Origin of the sequence: Bradyrhizobium sp. S69, from assembly GCF_009766005.1 — a bacterium.
In the GTDB taxonomy this organism is placed as follows: domain Bacteria; phylum Pseudomonadota; class Alphaproteobacteria; order Rhizobiales; family Xanthobacteraceae; genus Bradyrhizobium.
In genome coordinates, this window is the sequence record NZ_LMUK01000046.1 from 643,577 (window position 1) to 666,139 (window position 22,563).

Consider the following 22,563-nt stretch of genomic DNA (forward strand, 5'->3'; position numbering starts at 1 on the left):
CGATAACAAGAAAAACGGCAAGAAAAACAGCGAGAAAAACAGGAGGAAATCATGAAAGGCTTATCCGGCAAGGTGGCCATCGTCACCGGCGGCGGCCAGGGTATCGGGCGTGCCATCACCCTTCGTCTGGCGGAAGAAGGCTGCAAGGTCGCGATTTTCGATATCAAGCCCGAGGCCGGACAGGAGACCGCGAAGCTGGCACCGCCATCCAGCATCAGCGTCTATGCGGTCGATGTCGGCGATCGCGCCTCCGTCGATCAGGCGGTCGCCAAGGTCGAGGCCGAAATCGGGCCGATCTGGGCGCTAGTCAACAATGCCGGCTGGGATCGGCCGATGCCCTTCCTGAAGACCGACAAGGATCTCTGGGACAAGATCATCCGCATCAACCTCTATGGTCCGCTCAACACCCACCATGCGATTGCGCCGTTGATGGTGGAGCGCGGCGGCGGGCGCATCATCAATATCGCGTCGGATGCTGCCCGCGTCGGCACCAGCGACGAGGCGGTTTATTCGGCCTGCAAGGGCGGTCTGATCTCGTTCACCAAATCGATCGCCCGGGAATTGGCCCGCAAGAACGTCCTGCTCAACGCGGTTTGTCCAGGCCCCACCAATACGCCGATGATGGCGGCGGTGCTGGGCGAAGGTGAACAGGCGGTCAAGTGGAAGGACGCGATGCTTCGCGGCATTCCCTTGAAGCGAATGGGTGAACCGGAGGACTACGGCGGAATCGTTGCTCTGCTGGCGTCCGACGACGGTAAGTTCATCACCGGCCAGACCATATCGGTCTCCGGCGGCATGAACATGATTTAGGCAATGTGAGGTCGAGGCATGTCAGACACAACCAAATTTACCGATGTCATCTATGAAGTGCGTGACCGGGCCGCATGGATCATCATCAACCGGCCCAAGGTCTACAACGCCTTCCGTGGCCAGACGCTGGAAGAACTGATTCAAGCGTTCCAGCTCGCCGCGAACGATCGAAAAATTGCGAGCATCGTGCTGACAGGCGCCGGCGAGAAGGCGTTCTGCACCGGCGGGGATCAATCCGCGCATGAAGGGCAATATGACGGCCGCGGCGTCGTCGGACTGCCGATCGACGAACTACAGGGCCTGATCCGCGACGTTCCCAAACCGGTCATTGCCCGGGTCAACGGATTTGCCATCGGCGGCGGCAACGTGCTGGCCACGCTGTGCGATCTGACGATCGCGGCTGATACCGCGCAATTTGGTCAGGTTGGACCGAAGGTCGGTTCGGTCGATGCCGGTTGGGGTACCGCTTTCCTGGCGCGCCATGTCGGCGACAAGAAGGCGCGGGAAATCTGGTTCATCAACGATCGCTATACCGCCGAACAGGCGCGGGAGATGGGCCTCGTCAACAAGGTGGTGCCGGCCGCGGAGCTCGATGCGGCCGTCAAGGACTGGACCGATAAGCTCGCGCAGCGGTCCCCGACCGCGATTGCGCTGGCGAAGCGATCGTTCAACGCCGACTCCGACAACATTCGCGGCATCAGCAATTTCGCCCTGCACGCCGTCAAGATGTTCTACGACACCGCTGAATCAAAAGAAGGCGTCGCGGCCTTCAATGAAAAACGTAACCCGGACTTCCATAAATTCACCGACTGAAGGCGCTGTCCGCGAGGGTACAACATGCTGCTACACCGCGCCGTCTACGACGAAGAACACCAGCAATTCCGCGAAAGCGTACGACGCTTCGCGGCTTTGAGGATCGCGCCGGAATTTCAGCGATGGGAAGACGCCGGCATCATCGACCGTTCACTGTGGACGGCCGGCGGTAATGCCGGACTGCTGTGCCCGCAGGTCCCGGAACCATTCGGCGGTGCGGGTGGAGACTTCAGGCACAATGCCGTCGTGATCGAGGAACTCAGCTATTCCGGTTTTGCCGGTCCCGCCACCGACTTCTCGGTCCACAATGACGTGTGCTGCGGCTATCTGCTCAGCTATGGCAGCGCCGAACAGAAGGCAAAGTGGCTGCCTCGCATGGTCTCCGGGGAAATCGTCTGCGCCATCGCGATGACCGAACCGGGCACCGGCAGTGACCTTCAAGGCATTCGCACCCGCGCGGTTCGCGATGGCGACGATTATGTGATCTCCGGTCAGAAGACCTTCATTTCGAATGGCCAGATGTGCGATCTGGTCATTGTCGTCGTGCGAACCACGCCGGAGGGCGGCTCCAGGGGAATGAGCCTGATCCTGGTCGAGGCCGACCGGCCTGGATTCCGTCGCGGCAAGAATCTTGAAAAACTCGGGCACCTATCGTCCGACACGTCCGAATTGTTCTTCGACGAAATACGGGTCCCCTTCAGCAATTTGCTGGGCGCCGAAGGCGGCGCGATGGGACAACTGATGAGCGAGCTACCGCAGGAGCGATTGACCATCGCGCTGCATTCGATCGCCGCCGCCCAGAAGGCGTTCGATCTCACCAAAGACTACGTGCAGCAGCGCAAGGCCTTCGGCTCACCGATCGGCAGTTTCCAGAACACCCGCTTCAAGCTCGCCGACCTGAAGTCCGACCTCTCGGTGGGCTGGGCCTACGTCGATCAGTGCCTCCGCGAACATCTCAACCACGAGCTCACCACCTACGCGGCGTCGACCGCAAAACTATGGATCACCGAAATGCATGGTCGCCTGGTCGATCAATGCCTGCAGTTTTTCGGTGGCTACGGATTCATGCGCGAATACGAAATCTGCCGCCTCTATGCCGACGCGCGCGTGCTGCGGATCTATGGCGGCACCTCGGAAATCATGCGGGAATTGATTTCCAGAAATCTTTGACGTGAAAATCTTTGACGTCCCCGAAAGCATGATGGGAAGAGGTTAGACCGCCACGATGGCAGCTCTTCTCCCTCGCCCCGCTCTTGCGGGGAGAGGGGCGTAGGCGGCCTGCCGGCCGCCGTCCTTACTAATACAAAAACGCCGATGCGGAGCATCGGCTATGGTGAGGGGCTCTTGCACGACTTCTGACTCGCGGAGAGGCCCCCTCACCCGAAATTCGCTTTGCGAATTTCGACCTCTCCCCGCAAGCGGGGCGAGGTGACAAACTCGCTTGCCGATTCAAACAAAGCTCGTCTCGCTATTAGACCTCAATAACTTTTCGGCAGATCGAGCACCTTCTCGGCAATAAAACTTAGAATGAGCTGCTCGGTGATCGGCGCCAGCCGCGTAATCGAAACTTCGCGGAACAGCCGTTCGACATGGTATTCTTTGGCATAGCCAAAGCCGCCATGCGTCGCGATCGCCTGCCATGCCGCGTCGTGTCCGGCACGGGCGCCGAGAAATTTCGCGCTGTTGGCTTCGGCCCCGCAGGGTTTGCCATGGTCGTAGAGCCAGGCGGCGCGCATCGCCATCTGCCAGGCCGATTCGAGATACATCCAGTTCTCGGCCAAGGGATGCTGGATCCCTTGATTCTGTCCGATCGGCCGATCGAACACGACGCGTTCGCGCGCATATTTCGCCGCGCGGCGAAGCGCGTCCTGGCCTATGCCGATGGCCTCGACCGCGATCAAAATCCGTTCCGGATTGAGGCTGTGCAGGATATAGGAAAAGCCCTTGCCTTCCTCACCGATGCGATCGGATTCCGGAATAAACAACCCGTCGATAAAAATGGAGTTTGAATCGACGGCCTTGCGGCCCATTTTCGCAATGCGATGAACGTCGATCTTGGAACGATCGAGATCGGTGTAAAAGATCGTGATTCCGTCGGTCGGCTTGGCGCAATCCTCGTAGCGGGTGGTCCGCGTCAGCAGCATGATCTTGTTGGCGACCTGCGCCGTCGACGTCCAGACCTTCTGGCCATGCACGACATATCCGCCGGGGACTTTCTGGGCGAAGGTCTTGATGCGCGTCGTATTCAGGCCGGCATCCGGCTCGGTGAAACCGAAGCAGCACTGGTCCTCGCCCGCGACCAGCCGCGGAACCCACCTCGCCTTTTGGTCGGGCGTTCCCTTGACGACGATCGGATGGGGCCCGAACAGATTGATATGGACGGCGGACGCCGAGGACATGCCCCCGCCATGGCTCGCCACTTCATGCATCATGATGGCGGCCTCGGTCACGCCGAGGCCGGCGCCGCCATATTCCTCCGGCATGGTGATACCGAGCCATCCCGCATCCGCCATCGCGCGGTGAAACTCGAACGGGAAAACGCCGTCATCGTCACGCGCCAGCCAATAATCGTCACCGAAACGGCTGACGACCGAACGAACGCCGTCCCGGATCGCGGCATGATCGTCCGGCACGTCGAATTCATTGGCCAGCGCCGAACTCATGGTCAGACGCCCTCCCCGATCGAGGCCAGCGCGCGCTTCGCGGCGATCAGATGCGGCATGTCATACATCTTGCCGTCGATCCCGATGGTTCCGACATCGGGGTCGGCGGCGAAGGCGGCAACCACGCGTCGCGCATGCGCGATATCGGCTTCCGACGGCGTGAAGCATGAATTGATCGTCGCGATCTGATCGGGATGGATCGCGATGCGGCCGACAAACCCATCCCGGCGCGCAATCCGGCAGCTTTCCGCAAGCCCTGCCTGATCCCTGAAGTCGCCATACAAGGTATCAAGCGCGGCTACTCCCGCGGCACCGGCCGCAAACAGGCATTGCGCGCGCGCGACCTGGTACGGGAAGGTCCACTCTCCGTTCGGCTCCTTGTTCGACAGCGCGCCCAACGCCGCGCCAAGATCTTCGGCGCCCCAGGTCATGCCGACCAGACGCCGGCTCGGCGTTGCGTAACTGGAAAACCCGATCATCGCCGCCGGCGTCTCGGTCGCGACCACCAGCAGCTTGACGTGCCCGGGCGTAACGCCCGCCGCAACTTCCAGCGCATCGACATAATTCGAAATCAGCTCGATGTCGGCGACGCCGCTGACTTTCGGGATCAGGATGCCGTCGAGGCCGGGACGAACCACCGCTGCGAGATCCTCGATCGTGAGCCCGCTGCCGAGCGGGTTGACCCGCACCAGGAAAGCCCAGTCGCGCGCGATCTCTGCTCCCAGCAGCTCCTTCACCATGCCGCGAGCCAGCGTCTTGCGCGGCGGCGCGACCGAATCTTCGAGATCAATAATCAGCGCGTCGGCGCCGATACCGGAAGCCTTGGCGAATTTGCGCTCGCTGTCGGCGGGAACGAATAACAGGGATCGTAGCTTCATGCCGGCCGCCGCATCATCAGGCCGGTCCGGCGGCAATAGGCGATCTCCTCGTTGCGCTGGTTGAAGCCACGGTGCTCGAACGTGACGATGCCCTGGGTCGGGCGCGACTTGCTTTCCCGAACCGCCAGGATCTTGGTTTCCGCCCGCAACGTATCGCCGGCAAATACCGGGCGCGGAAACTTGGTGTCTTCCATGCCGAGGTTTCCGACCGTCGTTCCAAGCGTGGTATCCTGAACCGACAGGCCGATGATCAGACCAAGGGTGAAGATCGAATTCATCAGCGGCTTGCCGAATTCGGTCGATTTTGCGTATTCGTGGTCGATATGCACGGCGGCCGGATTATAGGTCAGCGCCGAAAACAGGATGTTGTCCATATCGGTGACCGTGCGCCTGATCTCATGGACGAAGGTCTGTCCGACCGAAAACTGTTCGAAATAAAGTCCTGCCATTTGGAGTTTCCCCGTTCGAGTTTCTTGGCATCCGTTCGATGACGCGAGCGTATCTCACATAACCTCAAGTCACATAACCTCAAGATTTGGGATATGCTACACCTTCTTCAGTGCGTCAGGCTGCTTCGAACGGTGAAAACCCTCAAAGGGAACGCTGCGCGCATGCGGTTGCAGCTTCCAGGTATTGCGTGCGTTCGGCGTTCCGCCGTCGACCCGGATGCATGATCCCGTGATGTAGGCGGCCGCCGGCGACAATAAAAACAGGATGGCCGCGGAAATCTCGGCCTCGGTCCCGAAGCGCTGCAACGGCACGCCGGCGGTGAAATCATGCAGCTTCTTCTGCATCTCCGGCGTGTAGGTGTCGAACCCGCTGGAAACGATGCCGCCGGGGGCCACGGTGTTGACGCGCACGCCCGAGGCGGACCATTCGCACGCCGCGGTCTCGGTCAGGGTCAGCATGCCGCCGCGGGCTGCCGCGGAATGAGCAAATTCGGGCCAGCCGTGCCAGATATCCGCGATGATGTTCACGATCGCGCCGCCATTGGCTTCCATCCAGCGGTTATAGACCTCGCGCATGAAAATGAACCCGCCGGTGAGGTTGCTGCGCACGACTGCCTCAAAACCTTTGGTCGAGATAGTTTTCATCGGCGTCCGGTATTGACCGCCCGCGTTGTTCACGAGGCCGTCGATGCGGCCGTAGCGGGTCAGCACCGCGTCGACGGTGGCGATGACCATCGCCTCATCGCGGATATCGCATATCCGGCTCATGACCTCGCCGCCGTCTTGTTCGATTTCCGACCTGACATCGGCGAGCTTCTCAGGCGTTCTGCCGACGATGACGACATTGGCGCCGAGCGCCGCGAGCTCGTGGGCGGTGCAGCGGCCGATGCCACTGCCGCCGCCGGTGACGATGATGGTCTGCTCCTTGAAAAGCCCGGGTCTGAAAACCGATTGATATGGCATCGCGGATCTCCGCCCTGGTAGCTTTGTCTCGTAGCCGCCTGCGGCCCATGGCTCCGGGCACATCGGCAGTGGACTACGGCGTTTGCGATACTGTACACTAGATTACGATATCTTCAACCGGAGAACAAAGTCATGGACCCGCTCAAGACGATCACGGTCGAGGCCCAGGACTCTACCGAAATCCTGTCATTGAACCGCCCCGATGCGCTCAATGCGGTGACGCCGGAGATGATCGACGAACTCACGGCCTATTTTTCCGGGCTTGGGGATCGCCTGGCGACGCGCGTGATCATTTTGCGCGGCAATGGCTGGGCCTTCTGCGCCGGAGCCGAACTCGGCTCCGAGGCCTTTTCGGCACCCGGCAGCGGCCGGGCGCAGCGGCAGCTCAGAATACAGCAGCGGTACTCGCAGCTGATCCGCCTGATGCGAAGCTGCCCGCAGCCGATCATCGGCCTGGTTCACGGGGCCGCCTGCGGGGCCGGTTTTTCATTGCTGCTGGCCTGCGATGTACGGTTCGCCACGCCCGAGGCGCGGATGAATGCGGCCTATATCCGCGTCGGTGTCGGCGGCTGCGACATGGGATCCGGATATCTCTTGCCGCGGCTGATCGGGCTCTCGGTGGCCTCCGAATTGTTGCTGACCGGGCGCTTTCTCGGAGCCGAGCGCGCCAAGGCGGTGGGACTGGTTAGCGACATCGTTGCGGCCGAGCGTTTGCTCGAGACCGGTCTGGAATTTGCCGCCGAGATGGCGCGTGCTTCGCCGATGGGGCTGCGGCTGACCAAGCAATCGCTCAATGCCCTGATTGATGCGCCAGGTCTCGATGCCGCCCTGATGATCGAAGACCGGCAGCAGGTCATTCTACTTGAGACCCAGGACCATCAGGAAGCCGTCGCCGCGTTTCGGCAGCGGCGCGATCCGTTCTATTCGGATCAATAGCGCATGATCCGCTGCTATCTCCCGGCATCGCCAAAAGCTGCGGCCAATTCCTTCAGCTTGAACTTCTGGATCTTGCCGCTCGCGGTGCGCGGCAGATCCCTCACCAGCTCGACGCGCTCCGGCCAGAACTGCTTAGCCATCCTGCATTCGGCGAGATAGGCCTGCATCGACGGCAGATCGAATGTGCAATCCGTCCGCGGCACGATGAAAGCGCAACCTCGTTCGCCGAGGCGCGCATCCGGATAACCGACGACCGCCACCGCGGCCACGGAAGGATGCTTGTAGAGCAGATTTTCGATCTCGACCACCGGGACATTTTCGCCGCCGCGGATCAGCACGTCCTTTACCCGTCCCGAAATGCGGATATAGCCTTCGTCGTCCATGTAGGCGAGGTCGCCGGAGTCGAACCACCCGTCGGCATCGAATGTCAACAATTCCGGCCTTTTGAAATACTCCTTGAACATCTGGCAGCCGCGAACCAGGAGACGTCCCGGCTGACCGGCCGGCAGCGATTGGCCATCGGAATCGACAATGCGCACCTCCATGCCTGCGAGCGAGCGTCCGTCGGTGGTCGGCGATTTGTCGGCCGCCCGCGATGGCTCGGTGAGGGTCGCCGACAACGCCTCCGTCATCCCCCACAACGAACAGACCTTGATGCCGAGGTCGCTGGCGGCGCGATCGATCAGCACGGACGGAATAGGCGCACCGCCGCACAGAAAGGAGCGCAGGCTGGCCGGGCGCGGCGCACCGGCCTTCACCACGTCGCAGATGTCGTTGAGGAAAGGCGTCGAAGCCGCCGTATACGTGACGCCTTCGCGCGCGATCAGGGACACGCCGTGTTTAGGTTCCCAGACGTCCTGCAGAACCATCGTGCCGCCGAGATAGACCGACAACAGCACGATGGCGGCAAATCCCGTCATATGGCCGACCGGCGAGGCCACCAGCAAGACGTCGCTCGCATCGAGGCCGAACCTTCCCGCCAGCGCCTTGTTGCATCCGACCAGCGAATTCGAGGTGTGAACGACGCCCTTGGGCTCGCCGGTGGTGCCGGACGTGAACATCAGCACCGCCATGTCATCGGGGCGCAGGCCCGGAGCTTTTTGCGGCGGTTCGCGGCGCGGTTCTTTGGCGGGCTCGGCAAGCAGCGCCTGTTCGAAGCCGGCTTCGCCGACACCATCGACCACAATCACATGCTTGAGGTGCGGCAGATCACCCCGCATGCCCTCGGCCATCGCGGCATAGTCGAATCCGCGATACAGCTTTGGGATGATGAAGACCTTGGCTTGGCAGAAATTCAGGATGTACAGCAGTTCCCGTTCCCGCAGGATCGGCATCACCGGATTGAGAACGGCGCCGATCTTGCTGCAGGCAAACGTCGTGACGACAAACTCCCACCAATTGGGCAATTGAACCGTCACTACGTCGCCTGGGCCAACCCCCAGCAGGCGCAACGCGCTGGCGGCCCTGTCAACCAGCGCTTCCAGCTCGCGGTAGGTGAAACGGCGAGCCCGGTCGTGGTCGGCCCGGTCCGCCACGATGGCGACCTTCTCCGGGCTCGTTGCCGCGGCCTCGGTCAGAAGCTGGTCGATCGTCTTGTCCAGCCAGTATCCGGCACGCCGGTAGCCTTCGTGAGACAATTCCCGCTGCGCGGTTGCCATGACCATCCATCCCTCCCCGGCTTCGTACTTTCGGTATTGCCTCCGAATGATCGTACGCACGTGTACTGTATATCACCTCACTATCTCTGCCAACGCCAAAATGCAGCCCTTTGGCGTTGGCAGCCGATGGTCAGCTTCGCCCGATCTGGCTTCAGACCGCCGCGACGGGGCCCACGATCCGGTCCGCGAAGGCCTGAAAGTTCGCGATCACCTCCGGCCTGTTGGTCTCGTTGAGCACCTCATGGCGCGCCCCTCCATAGACGTGCCACGACACGTCGGTCAGGCCCGCCTCACGATAGCGATCGATCAACGGCTGGAACCAGGTCAGGTTGGCATTCACCGGATCACGATCGCCTGCGAACAGGAACACCGGCAGATCCCGCCGGATCTTGCCGATCGCCGATGCGTCCGCGAGCCGCGGCGCGACCGAGAACAGCGATCCGTAGGATTCGGCGTTCACGTTAAATCCGCACAGCGGATCGGCCATGTAGGCGTCAACGGCAGCTGGATCGCGGCTCAGCCAGTCGAACGGCGTTCGCGCAGGATTAAAGGCCGCGTTGAGGTCCTCGAGTTGCCAGCGCCCCGACATCGCCGCGGCTCCCAATAGATCGAGCGCCGCCGACCCGGAAAGCGCAACGCCATCCAGCAATTCGCTGTGATCGAGCACATAGAGCTGCGCGGCAAACGATCCCATGCTGTGGCCCAGTAGCACGAGCTTCTTGCCGCTTTCGGCCTTCCGCGCCATCCGCGTGACGACAGTCATATCGTCGACCAACGACGGAAAGCCGCCCGGACCGAAGTCACCTAGCGCTTTGGCGTTCGCAGCCAGTTCGCCATGGCCGCGGTGGTCGTTGGCGTAAACCACATAACCCGCGTTGACGAGAGCGTGTGCGATCGGACGATATCGCAACGCATGCTCGCCCATGCCGTGGGCGATCTGGACCACGCCGCGGACCTGCCCCTCGCCTTTCCACGAATACACCCTGATCGCGTTGCCATCCGCGCCTGTGATGGATTGCGTCGCTTCCTCGATCTTCATGAATGCTTGTCCTCCCGTGTGATTGAAATTTGGCTTTTCTTGCTGGTAACAATTTTGGCCGCTGCAGTTGCTATTTCCCGACAAATCGTGGTTTGCGCTTTTGTTTAAACGCGGCCACGCCCTCCTTGGCATCGACCGTGCGCGAGATCGCAGCCAACGTTTGCGCCTCGTCTTCCAACTGGCTTTCCAGCGAACGATGCGGAGATTGCAGGAATAGCCGCTTGATCGCGCCCAACGCTTCGGTCGGCCCCGACGCCCATTCCCGCGCGATCCGCTCCGCCTCCGGCCCGACCGCCTCGTCGTTGACGACAAGGTCGACCAGACCGGCCGACAGCGCCGCATCCGCATCCAGGGTCTCGGCCAGCAGGAAAAACCGGCGCGCGCGGGCCGGTCCCATGCGCCGCGTCAGGGTCGTCGTCGAGCCGCTGTCGGGACTGAATCCAATTTTGGCAAACGCTGAAGCAATCCGCGCTGACTTGCCGATCACCACGAGATCGGCGGCCGCCATCAACGAGACGCTTCCGCCGGCGACATTGCCTTGCACCGCGACCGCGACGGGGGCGCGCATCCGGATCATTCGGGTGATCCCGGCGTGCAGATCCGCCGTCCATGACTTGATGGTGGCGGGAAGTGCGGCGCCTCGCTCCGCCAGCGCGTTGAGGTCGCCGCCGACACTGAACAATTTGCCGCGCGCCGAAATCAGCAGCGCCCGGACATCGTCACGCTCGCTCAGTTCGGCCATCGCAAGGTTGAACTCGCGGCAAAACGCGCCATCGATCGGGTTGCCTCGGCTCGGCTGATTGAGCACGAGATGAGCGAGGCCGTCGGCGATCTCGCATTCGAAACTTGTCGTCGGGTTCGCGAGGTTCATTCAGGCAGACCTTCCCTGTTTTTCCTTGCGCGTCGAGGCCTGGATCGCTTCGCGGGCGCGCTGCCAGTCGTCCGCCGAGAGTTTTGAAAGTCCGGCAAAGGTGCTGGGCGCCGCCAAATGATGTCCGCCATCGATGCTGATGGTGTCGCCGGTAATGTAACTGCACCCATCCGACATTAGAAAGATCACAAGGTTTCGCAGTTCATCCATCTTGCCGAACCGGCGCAGCGGCACCTCGCCGGCCTGGGTCGCGCCCACGCCGGTCTCCGCCAGCGGATTGAGCTTGTCCCAGGCGTTTTCCGTCGGGAATGGACCGGGCGCAATCGCATTGACGCGAATTCCCTTCGGGCCCCATTCGACCGCCAGTGACATCGTCATGGCATGAACGGCGGCCTTGGCCATCGCGGCGGGGACGACGTAGGCCGATCCGGTCCAGACCCAGGTCACCAGATTGCTGATGATCACGCCGGGCTGGTTTGCGGCGATCCAGCGCTTGCCGCAGGCTTGGGCTGCATAAAACGAGCCGTCCATGATGGTGGAGCGGATCGCCTCATAGCCGCGCGGCGACAGCGTTTCCGTCGGCGCCAGGAAATTCGCACCCGCATTGTTCATCAGACCGGTCAGCGGCCCCGAACGCCAGATCTCCGCAACCGCCTTTTCGATGCTATCGGGATCGCGCACATTGGCGACCAACGTGTCGGCCTGTCCGCCGGACCGCGCCCTGATCTCGCTCGCGGCCTGATCCAGCACTTCCTGGCGGCGGCCGCAGATAAAAACATGGGCGCCGTGCGCCGCGAATCCCACCGACATTTCCTTGCCGAGGCCGGTCCCGCCGCCGGTGACAAGAATTCGTTTTCCCCTGAGGACGTCGCTGGCGAACATGGTTCTGCACGTCCTTTTGTCCCGCGCGCAAGGCCACGGTGAAGCAATCCGAAATTAATACACTAATGTACTTGATCTGTAAATCCGGCCCCGAGATTTTTGACCGGGTGCCGCTGGTCCGTCGCTTTGCGCAAAACCGGCTGTAATTGAGCTACTTCCGGCCGGACAGAACGGATGCAAGCGGGGCTTCGGGGCGATATATTTCGGGCGGCTTCGAACAAGTTCGCTGGTGTATGGTATTGTCTGTCGATTCTACCGGTTCGCGCCCCCCAATTCGCGGCGTTGCGGCCGGCATAAGGAAACATTCGCCATGGACCGCCCCGAATGGGATCTTCGCCTCGGATATCTGATCCATGACGTCTCGCGGCTGCGGCGAATGATGTTCGACCGGGAGCTGGCGCCACTGGGAATCACGCGATCGCAGTGGTGGGTGCTAGCGTTCATCTCGCGCAAGGACGGGCTGCCGCAAACGCAACTCGCCAACGAACTCGACGTCGGCAAGGTCGCGGTCGGCGCGCTGATCAACCGCCTCGAGCAGTCGGGCTTCGTGCTTCGGCAGGCCGACCCGGTCGACGGCCGGATCAAGCGGGTCTATGTGACCAAGCAGGCACGGAGTTTTCTCGCCAAGCTCCGCAAGGAGACCGACAAGTTCAATGCCAGGATCGTTGACGGCATCGATCGAACCAACCTCGAAGCAACGTCGGACGCCCTGCTTGCGATGAAGCGCAACCTGCTTGCGATGTCCGAGGGTGAGGCGCCGCTGCAAATGGCCGACGAGGACAATCCGGCGAAAAAACCCAACGCCCGCAAACGAAAGAAGGCGGCCTGAAACGTTCTCCGCCGATCAGACGGCGGTGATGCCGCCGTCAACCGCCAATATCTGACCGGTAATGTGCTTGCCGGCATCGCTTGCGAACAGCACCACGGCGCCCTTCAGATCGTCCTCATCGCCGATCCGGCGCAGCGGCACATTGGCGGTCATCTTCTCAAGTCCAACCGTCTTGATGGTTCCCGCGGTCATTTTCGACGGAAAGAAACCGGGCGCCAGGGCATTGACCGTGATCCCATACTGTCCCCATCCACCGGCCAGCGCCCGGGTGAAGTTCACCACCGCGCCCTTGCTGGTGTTGTAGGCGATGGTCTGGGTTTCGCCGACGTGGCCGCGCAAGCCCGCAATCGACGCCATGTTGATGATACGTCCGTAGTTGCGGGGGATCATCGATCGCTTGGCGATCTGCTGGCTCAACAGGAACAGCGAACGAATGTTGAGGTTCATCACCTTGTCCCACGCCTCCACCGGATGATCCTCGGTGGCAGCTCCCCAACTGGCGCCGGCGTTGTTGATCAGAATGTCGATATGTCCGAATCTCGCCAGCGTTTCATCGACCAGGCGCGAGATATCCGCGCCCCTGGAATTATCGGCCGCAACCGTTTCGGCCCGGTAGCCGAGCTTCGAAAGATGCGCCCGCGCCTCCTCGAGATCGGCGGCCTTTCGCGACGAAAGCATCAACTCGGCGCCCTGCTCGCCCAGCGCCTCGGCGATCTGCAGACCCAATCCGCGCGAGCCGCCGGTCACCAGCGCGACCTTGCCGGTGAGGTCAAACGCCTTTTTTACGCTACCCATCCGCATTCCCTCCGCTTGAAATTTGTACGACCGACACCACCGTTCAGTGTCCCCTGAAATTCGCAGCCCGGCGCTCGACAAAGGATTGGATGCCCTCGACCATGTCCTGGCTGCTGAACACCCGATCCCTGATTTTCGGGATGTAATCGATCGCGAGGCGTTCGGCGGCTTCGATGTATTTCAGCGCCGCCTCCTTGGTCACCTGGATTCCGATTGGCGCGTTCTTGGCGATGGTCTCCGCGATCTCCATCGCACGCGCGATCTGCTTGCCGGGTTCGACGACCTCCTGCACGAACCCGATCTTGTAGGCGCGTGCAGCATCGAATTCGTCGCACAGCAGCAGATGATACATCGCGTCGCCCCATCCGGCGCGCGTGAGATAGCGGAAATGGGCGCCACCCAGCGGCGCGATGCCACGCTTGGCTTCCATCTGGCAGAAGCGGCTGTCGGACGCGGCAACCACGATATCGCCGGCCAGCATCATCTCGATGCCGATGGTGTAGACGATGCCCTGCACCGCGGTCACGATCGGCTTTCGGCACCGTCCCTTGAGCGCGAATGCGTCGATATTGTCGGGCGGGCTCTCGACCTTCTCCGCCTTCGGACCGAAGAACCTGGGCATGTCGAGGCCGGCCGTGAAATCGGCCCCCTCGGCGCATACCACGCCCACCCAAAAATTCTCGTTGCGGTCGAGTTCGGTGATGGCATCGGAGATCTGCGCCATCATCTGCGGCGTGAAGGAGTTCTTCTTGGCGGGATTGTCGATGATGATCTTGAAGATGCGCCCGTGGACTTCGGTTCTGATCTGTCCTGGTTGAGCCTTCTGGTCACTCATCGCTATCCTCCGCTCGGCGCGCCGGCTCTGATCCGGCCGATGCGGCTAGATGACAGGCGCCGCGCGCGGGCGGCCACAACATTCTTGTACCGCTGCTATTCAAATATGAATTTTGCTGCAGCGCCGTATCACGCTACGTTGCCGGTGGGCACGCGCGTTTCCTAGAGCCTTGTCCGTTCCAATGGAATCGGAACGGGGCTCTAGTTTCTGTTTTGACGCGTTTTCTTCACGCGAACCGGTGCCCACTTCGCTCGAAAACGCTTTAGGGGTAAAACCACATGGGGCATTCTCAGGCCGAGAAGGCAAAAAGCTATCAACGGATCCTGGACGCCGCGGCCTTGCAGCTCCGGCAGGCCGGGCTGGCGGGCGTTGGCATCGGAGACCTGATGAAGTCCGTCAAACTGACCCATGGCGGATTCTACGGACATTTCGCGTCGCGCGACGATTTGATCGCCGAGGCGCTCGACAAGGCGCTAGTCGACGGCGAAGCATCTTCGCTCCGCGCCGGCAGCGCAAAGGGCGCGCGCACCCTGAAATCCTTCCTGAACAGCTACCTCAGCAAGGCGCACCGGGATAATCCCGGCGCGGGTTGTGCGGTTTCGGCGCTGGCGGGCGACGTCGCGCGCGCCGACCAGCGCAGCCGCGAGATCATGACTAAGCATGTCGCCCACTATTTCGACACGATCGGCGATCTCGTCGGTGATGAGGACGCCACCGGGTTCGCGATGTCGGTGATGTGCACGATCGTCGGGGCGCTCACGCTATCGCGCGTGATGAGTGACGAGGAGATGTCCAGCAAGGTCCTGCTGGCCGCACGAAAGGCCATCCTGGAACACGCGGCCATGCGCGCATCGTTCTGAGATGCCGTGAAGCAATCACCGCCGTCATCCCCGCGCGCAGCAGCTCCACCGTCATCCTGAGGTGCGCGCCTCGAAGGATGGTGTTCAGCGTCGTGCTTGCGAGCATCCTTCGAGGCTCGCCGAAGACGGCGAGCACCTCAGGATGACGGCGGTGATTGCTTCACAGGCCCTTCACCGCACTTCAGGCGATACGCCGCAGGGGTTTTGCCAACTGCTGCCCCGCGAGCCATGCCCGCGAGTCCGTCAGTTCGCTTTCCAGAAAGCGGCGCACCTGCCGCGTCAGCGGTCTTAGATCGCTCTCGCGCCGACGCAGCAGCCAGACCTCCATCGACGCGGACTGCTGCGGCAGCGCGCGAACCAGCCCTTCCGCCAACGCGAACGGCACCGCCAGGAACGCAAGGCCAAGGCCTGCGGCCGCGGCAGCGAAGTGATTGGCGATCGGCATCACCCGCAAGGCCCCTCTGGCGTCGCCCGCGGCCTTGAACCGGGTGAGCAGTTCCATCTGGCCTGCCCGTTCACCGTGAAGTCCGGCAAAGTCGGCCGAGTTTCCGATGATGTCGTGGCCGGCCAGTTCCGCCAGCGACCGTGGCGCGGGATGCTCGGCGAGATAGGCCGCGGACGCGAACAGGCCGAAGGCGACCGTGGCGATCCTTTTTCCGATCAGCTCATCGTCGCCCGGATGGCCCAACCGAATGACGAAATCGAGATCGCTCGAAGCCAGGTTCTGCTGTCGGACGGTGGAATTTATCTCAAGCCGGAGTTCGCTGTTGAGCGCGCGCAATTTCCTGACGCGCGGCAGCAGCCAATGCTTGGTAAAACCTTCCGTCGCCGATATCTTGACTTCGGACGATCGATCGCCAACGCGACGTGAAAGCTCGCGATGGAATGTTTCGAACGACCGCACCATGCCTTCGGCGGATCCGCGCAGCGCCTCGCCTTCCTGCGTCAGCTTGACACCCGAGGATATCCGGAAAAACAGCGGAGCGCCGACATATCGTTCCAACTCCTTCAGTCGCCGGCTCAGCGTCGGCTGGCTCATGCCGAGTTCGCGAGCCGCGCGGTTCACGCTGCCGGTTCCAGCCACCGCAAAGAACAATCTGAAGAGGTCCCAGTTGGCCTCGGTCATGCGACCCGTGCGGGACGACACCGCGGGGCCGGGTTGCTCGGCGCTTGGCACAGACGGGTTGGCCGGAAACACCGCGTCGGCACTGCCCGCACTCGGCTTCGCGGTCCAAAGCTCGGCCATTTTCTAACCTTCAGCCGCTATCTGCATGACGATCGTCATGCTATCATCAGCATGACGATTATCATCCAGAACGTCAAGCCGGGTTTGATGGCGCGGCCGAAATTCCAGGGCGCAGGGGGCACGGCTCGGAATCCACGTGGCACAGGGGCAACGCCTGATACGCCGCCCCTGTGCGATGGTCTCAGCGCGGGTGAAACACCAGCGTGCGCAGTTCGATGCTTTCGCGCGGCGCCGCGTTGGCAGGCGTTGTCGGATCGACAAAGGCCGTGTGCGGCGCAAAGCGAGCGCGGCCGTCGGTCTGGGAGTCGAAGCACTTCAGCAGCAGGATTTCGTCGGCCGTCATTTCCGGCACGTAGAACCAGCGATGTTCGGGGCTGTACTTGACGGAATAGGTTTCGCCGACGCGGTTGGGATAAACCAGGTCGGAGCCAACCAGTTCATCGAACTTGACGGTTTGGGCGTCGCAGACCGCCAGCGGCGCATCCTGTAGCGGACCGCGGATCGGACGCCAGAGGTTGATGATCTGGACCCGGCCCTTCAGCAACTCGTCGGCTTCGTCGGGAATGAGATCGCGAACGCGTTGCGGCCCGGATTTCGCGGTGTGATCGACATGCACGCGCCAGGCCGGCTGGCGCGGGCCGCCGCCTCGATCGGCCGCGCCGGCGACGCGCTTGCGCACGGTATGGTCGAAGATGAACACCCGGCTGGCGCCGGTCGCCTCCTTGATCAGTCGTTCCGCCTCGGGATAGTAGGTGCTTTTCACCTCGTCGTCGTTGTAAAAATCCTTAACCGCGCTGCGCTGCCGGACCAGTGCGAACCCCTCGCGGTCGAGCGAGATCGAATCGACGATCGCACGCGCATCGTAGATCGGAAGTGCATGTGGCTCCGGCACGGTGTTGGACTGGGGCTCGCCGGGCGGCGGCGCGAAGGTGAAGGTGCGCGGCCTGGATTTGGTCGGTGCGAGATAGTTGAGCTCGGCGGTCACGAATGACAATGCCTCTATCTTCTGGTTTTGCAGTCCCATGTTGTTCTTCTCCTGATTTCCTATGTTCAGCTCTCGATTCTAGAACGGCTCCTTGAACGGCCGGAGGTCGAGTTCGTGCGTCCATGCGGACGAATGCTGCCGATGCAGATGCCAATAGGCGTCAGCGATCGCATCGATGTTGAGTAACCCGTCCGCGCCGCGCTCGATCCTGCGCTGCGGCGCCGCGGTATTGAGCTTGTCGCCATCGATACCGCCATCGATCACGATGTGAGCGACATGAACGCCCAGCGGTCCGAATTCCCGCGCCATCGATTGCGCGAGGGAGCGTAGACCTGCCTTGGCGGACGCGAACGCGGTAAACGGTGGCCGGCCTCGCAGGCTTGCGGTCGCACCGGTGAAAATGATCGTGCCCTTGCCCCGCGGCGCCAACCGCCGGGCGGCTTCCCGTCCCACCAAAAACCCGCCAAGCGTCGCGACGCGCCAGGTCTGTTCGAAGAACTCCACCGGCATGGTCCGAAAATCATGCGGGGCGTTGTTGCCCGCATTGAACACCGCCAGGTCGAGGCGCCCGGCCCCATTGGCTTCGGCGCGATCGAACAACGCAGCGACGTCCGATTCGACCGTGACATCGGCCTTGAATGGCTCCGCGCTGCCGCCTTCGGAGACGATGGTACGAACCGTCTGCGCGAGCTTTGCCTCGGTGCGCCCGGACACCAGCACATGATAGCCCTCACGGGCAAAACGGCGCGCCAGCGCCGCACCAAGACCTTGTTCCGAGCCGACCCCCGCGACAATAGCGGTAGCTTGACGTGCTGCCATTCCGGACACCCTGCTCGCCGAAATTCATTCGCCGGCAAGCTTGATCTCTCAAGTTGGATGGCCTCGTCGATGTGGCCAATGGGGCGTCGAAAATAAGATCGCTTGTATGCAAAACGCCAGCAATTGAGAAAAATCCTTCCAATCCGCTTGCCAACGGCGTGACGTTCTCATCGCGTCAGTTGGATCATCCGGAGGTGAGCGACGCGCATAACGACGTCGTGTCCGCAATTGCCGAGGAGTTGAGGGATGTCGCGTGGGTGACGCGATGGAGGTTTCGACTTTCAACACGCACCCACGCGACGTCAGATCAGTTCCGGGACGCCGGCTGGCGTGCTGGTTCGCCGGCCGGGCAACCCAGAACTTGTCCTCCCTCCAGGAGGAAGTTCAGCGACCAGAGCTTCCGTGATTGCGGTGTCGCAGGCATCGTTAGTCTTGCGATGAGCGAGCGCCGCGACCCGTTCACGGATGGTCACCCGAAAAAACTAAGACGCAGAACTTTTCGTGTCCATGTCAAATTGCGCGCCGCCGATAGACGATTGCTGTCACACGACGGCATCTTTCGAGAGACTTCGACCTGATCCTTCTCCCCTCTCCCCTTGTGGGCGCGAGACGAGCGAAGCTCGCTCTTGGGTGGCTCGCATCGAAGATGTGGGGCGGGTGAGGGTTGCGGCCTCTCGTTGTGTTGCGACCCCTCATCCGCCTTCGCTTCGCGAAGGTACCTTCTCCCACAAGGGGAGAAGGAAAAAAGGATGCATCGCATCAGCAAATAAAACTTGACAGCATTTCACTGATTTGCCCGTCGTGCCAATGTGTCGCAGTCGACCACTGTTGATCTCGAAGGCAAATCACCTTCACTTCTATCGCCATCCCGTGCCCACCAAGAGGGGCGTATCGCGATCGTCACGGACGTTGGGCGCGGGGAGCGATGGACGCGAAAGCTGCGACTGACGAGCGTGGCGCAAGCGGACGGCAAAGTCGTGTGGTCCTGACGCCCCAGTGGTTGGTGTCAAGTTCTTGAGAGGCTCACGCTTCTTGGGGATGACGGTGACAAACAAGCCAGGTCTCGCCGGGGAGAGCACGATATAAGCTGTAAAACCATTGCGCGGGGAAGGCCGGAGTGTTTCCGCTGAACCTGTATGCTCGTGTGCGTTTTTGTTTGCTACTTTGGCACACGAGACCGCGGGTGCAGCGCGCACCCGGTCTTCCCTGCGCCCTCTTCTTCTGAGGGTCGCCTGCGCCCTCTTCTTTTTTGGGGGCAAACGAATTTTGCAAAACTCGGGCGAATGCCGTCACGAGAACGCGGAGTTATGTTCGTGACCGTAGCCCGGATGAGCTCTTGCGATATCCGGGTCTTCGCCGCGTTCCCGCATATCGCGGAGCCTGTCATCGGGCGCGCATTCGCGCGACCCGTTGGCTCATGCGGGCTACAGGCTGTTTGAAATTTTGAATCAGCTACGAAAAGGCCCTAGCCCACGATGCTGAGATCGGCGCCGTGCAGGCATTTCGGGTCGAATGCGCCCGGCGTCGAACCGCGCAGATCGAGCGACAACACGCCCTCACCGCGCGCCGCGAGATGGCGGCGGGCGACGTCGTTATCCGGTCCGATCAGTTCGAACACGGTCCCCTTGAGGTCTATCCGAGGAATTCCATTGAAGACGCTGACGGCTTCGGGACCCGCCAATGCCTTAAAACGCGCGATGCTCACGGCGAGGTCCGCGACCACAATCCGCACGGTCGAAATTCCCGTGATCCCGTTGGCGTGCCGGCGAATAGCTCCCTCGGGAACACGCAATTCGCGCGGCGTGACATCGCCGCACCAGAACGGCAGGTCGGTTGTCGCGGGGCGCACGATTTGCCAGTCGAGCCGCACGCCATCCAGCCGCAGCCGGCCGCCCGGCATCGGTCCCTCGACGTCCAGGCCACGGGCCCGCGCGGCCTCGACATCACGTTCGGTATTTTCCGGCAACACCGCGAAATCCACGATGCCCTCGCCGGCGGCCGTCAGAACCTGCCACCATCGATTGTCCGGCGCGGCTTGCCGATAGGCGATGATCTCGAAATAGGCGCCATCCGCCAACACCACGAGCGCATTGTGCGACACCCCGCCATGATGCACGCCGCCGGGATAGACCGTGAACCCGAGCGATTGATAGTCGGCGACGGCGCGGTCGAGATCGCCGACGGCGATCACGACATGATCAAGGGCGAAAGCCATGTTTTGCATTCCTGATGGCGAGGAGCCGTTCGATAGACTGGCCGTGCCTCTGTGTCTACTCCACCTTCAGGCGACCTTGCTGTCATCCTTGATCGAGGATTTGTAACGCTGCAGGGCAACCGCCTCGTCTCCGGACACGATCAAATCCTCCAACACCTTCGACAGGAACCGAAAGTCATCCTTGCTCAGCAAACCAAATTCAACGTCGTTGATCTCGCGCTGGTACGGCGCCAGCTTGCGCAGCAGCGATTTTCCCTTTTCCGTCGTCAACAGGGAAATACGCCTCCGGTCGACACTGTCCTGAGTCTTTTCGACCAGGCCGAGCGCCTGCAATTTGCTGGTGACGGTGGTGATGAATGCGCCGCTCATGTGCAGATGGTCGGCAACCGTCTTGACGTTCACGTCACCATCGAGCGCGAGATGACCGATCGAAATCAGGGTCGTGTACTCGATTCCCGCCAGCCCGATCTGGCGGGCGTGGCCATCGCGGATGGCTTCGTGCCTCGCCATGAAGGCGAAGATATTATGCACGAGCCGGCGGAAATCGCGATCGGTGCCGTCATTGAGCAGTTCGGGTCGGGTCACGGTCGGCGGCAATGCCCCCTTCGACTTCGCGGCATCGCCGCGGCGGGGAAGCTGGTTACGTCCCGATTTTGGTTTCTCACGCGCCAAAATGCTTCTCCAGGATTGAGGTGGCCCATCGAGAGATCAACTGATGACAGGCAATGCGTCGATGTCATAAGCGTGCCGCAACATGCGCCCCAGCACGGGATCTTCGAGCTCCAGTTCAAAGCGGCTCGCAGGCCGGATTCCACCGATCGCGGCGAGCGTTCCACAATACATCACGCTATCAGTCTTCAGGCTGGAGCCATAACGCGCGATCAGGTCGGCGGGCGGGCGCATCCCCGACAGCGTGCCATCCTGATAGGCCACACGCTTGCCATCGATCGTTGCGAACGATCTGAGCTGGAGACGATCCCAATGGCCGGCAATATCTTCCAGCGCCCAGAGATCGCTGCCGATCGGCTTGGCACAAAGCTGCTTCGAAAGCGCGATCCCCTGCGTCTCGGCCTTGCGGTCGGTGTGGTCCGAGCCGACGGCCAGGCACAGGCGATCGCCGAGCGCCACGATGACCGGTTCGACCTCGCCCGACGTATCCGGCCCGAGAACTTCGACCACCGGCGCCTGGGTAAGATTGAGCAGGCTGTTGCGATAGAACACCGGAACGGACGACGGACGCGGCACGCCGATCGCGGCCAATTCCTCGATATGATGGCGCAGCGCCGCCTCGTCGCGGCCAGTCCAGCCGGCGACGACCAGTGCCGACGGCTGCAACGAGACCGGCTGTACCGCTTGCCGGGTATGAAGATCGAAATTCAGCATAAGACCTGACGTCCCTTTCGCAAAAAAGACTTTGAAAACTAGCTAAGTTATACCGTATATTCGATTGCCACAGCGGAGACCAGTATGAATTCCCGCGAATTTCGCCATGCTCTCGGGCAATTTCCGACCGGCGTTGTCATAGCGACCGCGCGCAGCGCGGGCCGGCTGATGGGGATGACCCTGAGTTCGTTCAACTCGGTGTCGCTCGAGCTTCCTTTGGTCCTGTTCAGCGTGCTGCGTCAAGCCCGCGGCTTTGCCGAATGGCAGGCGGTCGACCGCTACGCCATCAATGTGCTCACCGAAGACCAGGAAAAGCTGTCGAACCAATTCGCCGGCGCCGGCGGCGACAAATGGGACGGCATTGCCCCGGGGAACGGCGATAGCGGCGTGCCCACGCTGCCGAACGCCGCCGTCGTGTTCGAATGCCAGGCGCATGCGCAGTTCGACGGTGGCGACCACGTCATCTTCGTCGGACGCGTGACTGCGATGCACCAGCATGCCTTCAATCGCGGCCGGCCACTGGTATTTTTCGCCGGGCGCTACCGCCAACTCGCCGACCCCGCCGGCGCGCATTCGCCGCCACCCGAAGCCATGCTTCTGCACGGCTGGTGACCTCCAGGATACGCAACCCAAG

Annotated in this window: 24 protein-coding genes; 8 read left to right on the forward strand and 16 right to left on the reverse strand. The window is 61.9% G+C overall.

Annotated features, from left to right (window positions below; translation table 11 throughout):
* Window positions 1-51: 51 nt before the first annotated feature.
* The 3 genes from GSQ88_RS27635 to GSQ88_RS27645 are packed head-to-tail and all read left to right on the forward strand — an operon-like array spanning window position 52 to window position 2,793.
* Window positions 52-810: a glucose 1-dehydrogenase gene (locus tag GSQ88_RS27635; RefSeq protein ID WP_159010911.1), complete on the forward strand. Its 759-nt coding sequence runs from the start codon at window positions 52-54 to the stop codon at window positions 808-810.
* Between the two features lie 18 nt (window positions 811-828).
* Complete coding sequence (locus GSQ88_RS27640) at window positions 829-1,623, forward strand: enoyl-CoA hydratase-related protein (protein ID WP_159010912.1); 795 nt, start codon at window positions 829-831, stop codon at window positions 1,621-1,623.
* A gap of 24 nt (window positions 1,624-1,647) precedes the next feature.
* The gene (locus GSQ88_RS27645) at window positions 1,648-2,793 is read left to right on the forward strand and encodes an acyl-CoA dehydrogenase family protein (RefSeq protein WP_159010913.1); all 1,146 of its coding nucleotides are present in this window, start codon (window positions 1,648-1,650) and stop codon (window positions 2,791-2,793) included.
* Between the two features lie 308 nt (window positions 2,794-3,101).
* Here the strand turns inward: GSQ88_RS27645 and GSQ88_RS27650 are convergent, their stop codons facing one another.
* The 4 genes from GSQ88_RS27650 to GSQ88_RS27665 form a co-directional block, all read right to left on the reverse strand.
* On the reverse strand, window positions 3,102-4,286 hold the full coding sequence (locus GSQ88_RS27650) for an acyl-CoA dehydrogenase family protein (RefSeq protein ID WP_159010914.1): 1,185 nt from the start codon (window positions 4,284-4,286) through the stop codon (window positions 3,102-3,104).
* Window positions 4,287-4,288: 2 nt separating this feature from the next.
* Window positions 4,289-5,164: an HpcH/HpaI aldolase/citrate lyase family protein gene (locus GSQ88_RS27655; RefSeq protein WP_159010915.1), complete on the reverse strand. Its 876-nt coding sequence runs from the start codon at window positions 5,162-5,164 to the stop codon at window positions 4,289-4,291.
* Entirely contained in the window at window positions 5,161-5,613 is a 453-nt protein-coding gene (locus GSQ88_RS27660) for a MaoC family dehydratase (protein WP_159010916.1), read from the reverse strand. The genes GSQ88_RS27655 and GSQ88_RS27660 overlap by 4 nt, the downstream gene beginning before the upstream one ends.
* A gap of 96 nt (window positions 5,614-5,709) precedes the next feature.
* Complete coding sequence (locus GSQ88_RS27665; RefSeq protein WP_159010917.1) at window positions 5,710-6,576, reverse strand: SDR family oxidoreductase; 867 nt, start codon at window positions 6,574-6,576, stop codon at window positions 5,710-5,712.
* Between the two features lie 132 nt (window positions 6,577-6,708).
* On the opposite strand from GSQ88_RS27665, the gene GSQ88_RS27670 reads away from it, so the two are divergent.
* A complete protein-coding gene (locus GSQ88_RS27670) occupies window positions 6,709-7,512 on the forward strand; it encodes an enoyl-CoA hydratase/isomerase family protein (protein ID WP_159010918.1) in 804 nt (267 codons plus the stop codon).
* Window positions 7,513-7,526: 14 nt separating this feature from the next.
* Here GSQ88_RS27670 and GSQ88_RS27675 read toward each other — a convergent pair whose 3' ends face one another.
* The 4 genes from GSQ88_RS27675 to GSQ88_RS27690 form a co-directional block, all read right to left on the reverse strand.
* Window positions 7,527-9,176 (reverse strand): AMP-binding protein, encoded by a 1,650-nt coding sequence (locus GSQ88_RS27675; RefSeq protein ID WP_159010919.1) that lies wholly within the window; start codon window positions 9,174-9,176, stop codon window positions 7,527-7,529.
* Between the two features lie 145 nt (window positions 9,177-9,321).
* Entirely contained in the window at window positions 9,322-10,209 is an 888-nt protein-coding gene (locus GSQ88_RS27680; RefSeq protein WP_159010920.1) for an alpha/beta fold hydrolase, read from the reverse strand.
* A 70-nt stretch (window positions 10,210-10,279) separates the two neighbouring features.
* Window positions 10,280-11,080, reverse strand: coding sequence for an enoyl-CoA hydratase/isomerase family protein (locus GSQ88_RS27685; protein ID WP_159010921.1), 801 nt, complete (start codon window positions 11,078-11,080; stop codon window positions 10,280-10,282).
* On the reverse strand, window positions 11,081-11,962 hold the full coding sequence (locus GSQ88_RS27690) for an SDR family oxidoreductase (protein WP_159010922.1): 882 nt from the start codon (window positions 11,960-11,962) through the stop codon (window positions 11,081-11,083). It lies immediately after the preceding gene.
* Window positions 11,963-12,272: 310 nt separating this feature from the next.
* Here GSQ88_RS27690 and GSQ88_RS27695 point away from each other — a divergent pair, with 310 nt between their 5' ends.
* The gene (locus GSQ88_RS27695) at window positions 12,273-12,791 is read left to right on the forward strand and encodes a MarR family winged helix-turn-helix transcriptional regulator (RefSeq protein WP_159010923.1); all 519 of its coding nucleotides are present in this window, start codon (window positions 12,273-12,275) and stop codon (window positions 12,789-12,791) included.
* Between the two features lie 15 nt (window positions 12,792-12,806).
* On the opposite strand, the gene GSQ88_RS27700 is transcribed toward GSQ88_RS27695, so the two are convergent.
* Both GSQ88_RS27700 and GSQ88_RS27705 read right to left on the reverse strand, forming a co-directional pair.
* On the reverse strand, window positions 12,807-13,586 hold the full coding sequence (locus GSQ88_RS27700) for an SDR family oxidoreductase (protein WP_159010924.1): 780 nt from the start codon (window positions 13,584-13,586) through the stop codon (window positions 12,807-12,809).
* Window positions 13,587-13,629: 43 nt separating this feature from the next.
* Window positions 13,630-14,421 carry a crotonase/enoyl-CoA hydratase family protein gene (locus GSQ88_RS27705; protein ID WP_159010925.1) on the reverse strand — a complete coding sequence of 264 codons (792 nt, stop codon included), beginning with the start codon at window positions 14,419-14,421 and terminating at the stop codon, window positions 13,630-13,632.
* Window positions 14,422-14,699: 278 nt separating this feature from the next.
* On the opposite strand from GSQ88_RS27705, the gene GSQ88_RS27710 reads away from it, so the two are divergent.
* Window positions 14,700-15,281: a TetR/AcrR family transcriptional regulator gene (locus tag GSQ88_RS27710; protein ID WP_159010926.1), complete on the forward strand. Its 582-nt coding sequence runs from the start codon at window positions 14,700-14,702 to the stop codon at window positions 15,279-15,281.
* A gap of 181 nt (window positions 15,282-15,462) precedes the next feature.
* On the opposite strand, the gene GSQ88_RS27715 is transcribed toward GSQ88_RS27710, so the two are convergent.
* The 3 genes from GSQ88_RS27715 to GSQ88_RS27725 all read right to left on the reverse strand — a co-directional run bounded on the left by GSQ88_RS27715 (window position 15,463) and on the right by GSQ88_RS27725 (window position 18,331).
* Window positions 15,463-16,527 (reverse strand): LysR family transcriptional regulator, encoded by a 1,065-nt coding sequence (locus GSQ88_RS27715; protein WP_246785045.1) that lies wholly within the window; start codon window positions 16,525-16,527, stop codon window positions 15,463-15,465.
* A 181-nt stretch (window positions 16,528-16,708) separates the two neighbouring features.
* Window positions 16,709-17,551 carry a CmcJ/NvfI family oxidoreductase gene (locus GSQ88_RS27720; RefSeq protein ID WP_159010927.1) on the reverse strand — a complete coding sequence of 281 codons (843 nt, stop codon included), beginning with the start codon at window positions 17,549-17,551 and terminating at the stop codon, window positions 16,709-16,711.
* A gap of 39 nt (window positions 17,552-17,590) precedes the next feature.
* Window positions 17,591-18,331: an SDR family NAD(P)-dependent oxidoreductase gene (locus tag GSQ88_RS27725; protein WP_159010928.1), complete on the reverse strand. Its 741-nt coding sequence runs from the start codon at window positions 18,329-18,331 to the stop codon at window positions 17,591-17,593.
* A gap of 53 nt (window positions 18,332-18,384) precedes the next feature.
* On the opposite strand from GSQ88_RS27725, the gene GSQ88_RS27730 reads away from it, so the two are divergent.
* A complete protein-coding gene (locus tag GSQ88_RS27730; RefSeq protein WP_159010929.1) occupies window positions 18,385-18,909 on the forward strand; it encodes a hypothetical protein in 525 nt (174 codons plus the stop codon).
* An 887-nt stretch (window positions 18,910-19,796) separates the two neighbouring features.
* Here the strand turns inward: GSQ88_RS27730 and GSQ88_RS27735 are convergent.
* From GSQ88_RS27735 to GSQ88_RS27745, 3 genes are all read right to left on the reverse strand, one after another.
* Entirely contained in the window at window positions 19,797-20,546 is a 750-nt protein-coding gene (locus GSQ88_RS27735) for a VOC family protein (protein ID WP_159010930.1), read from the reverse strand.
* Between the two features lie 66 nt (window positions 20,547-20,612).
* Window positions 20,613-21,218, reverse strand: coding sequence for a MarR family winged helix-turn-helix transcriptional regulator (locus tag GSQ88_RS27740; protein ID WP_159010931.1), 606 nt, complete (start codon window positions 21,216-21,218; stop codon window positions 20,613-20,615).
* Window positions 21,219-21,254: 36 nt separating this feature from the next.
* Window positions 21,255-21,929, reverse strand: a complete 675-nt coding sequence (locus GSQ88_RS27745; protein WP_159010932.1) for a DUF2848 domain-containing protein — start codon at window positions 21,927-21,929, stop codon at window positions 21,255-21,257.
* 84 nt (window positions 21,930-22,013) lie between these two features.
* Between GSQ88_RS27745 and GSQ88_RS27750 the strand changes: the two genes are divergently transcribed.
* Complete coding sequence (locus GSQ88_RS27750) at window positions 22,014-22,541, forward strand: flavin reductase family protein (protein ID WP_159010933.1); 528 nt, start codon at window positions 22,014-22,016, stop codon at window positions 22,539-22,541.
* The last annotated feature ends 22 nt before the right edge of the window (window positions 22,542-22,563 follow it).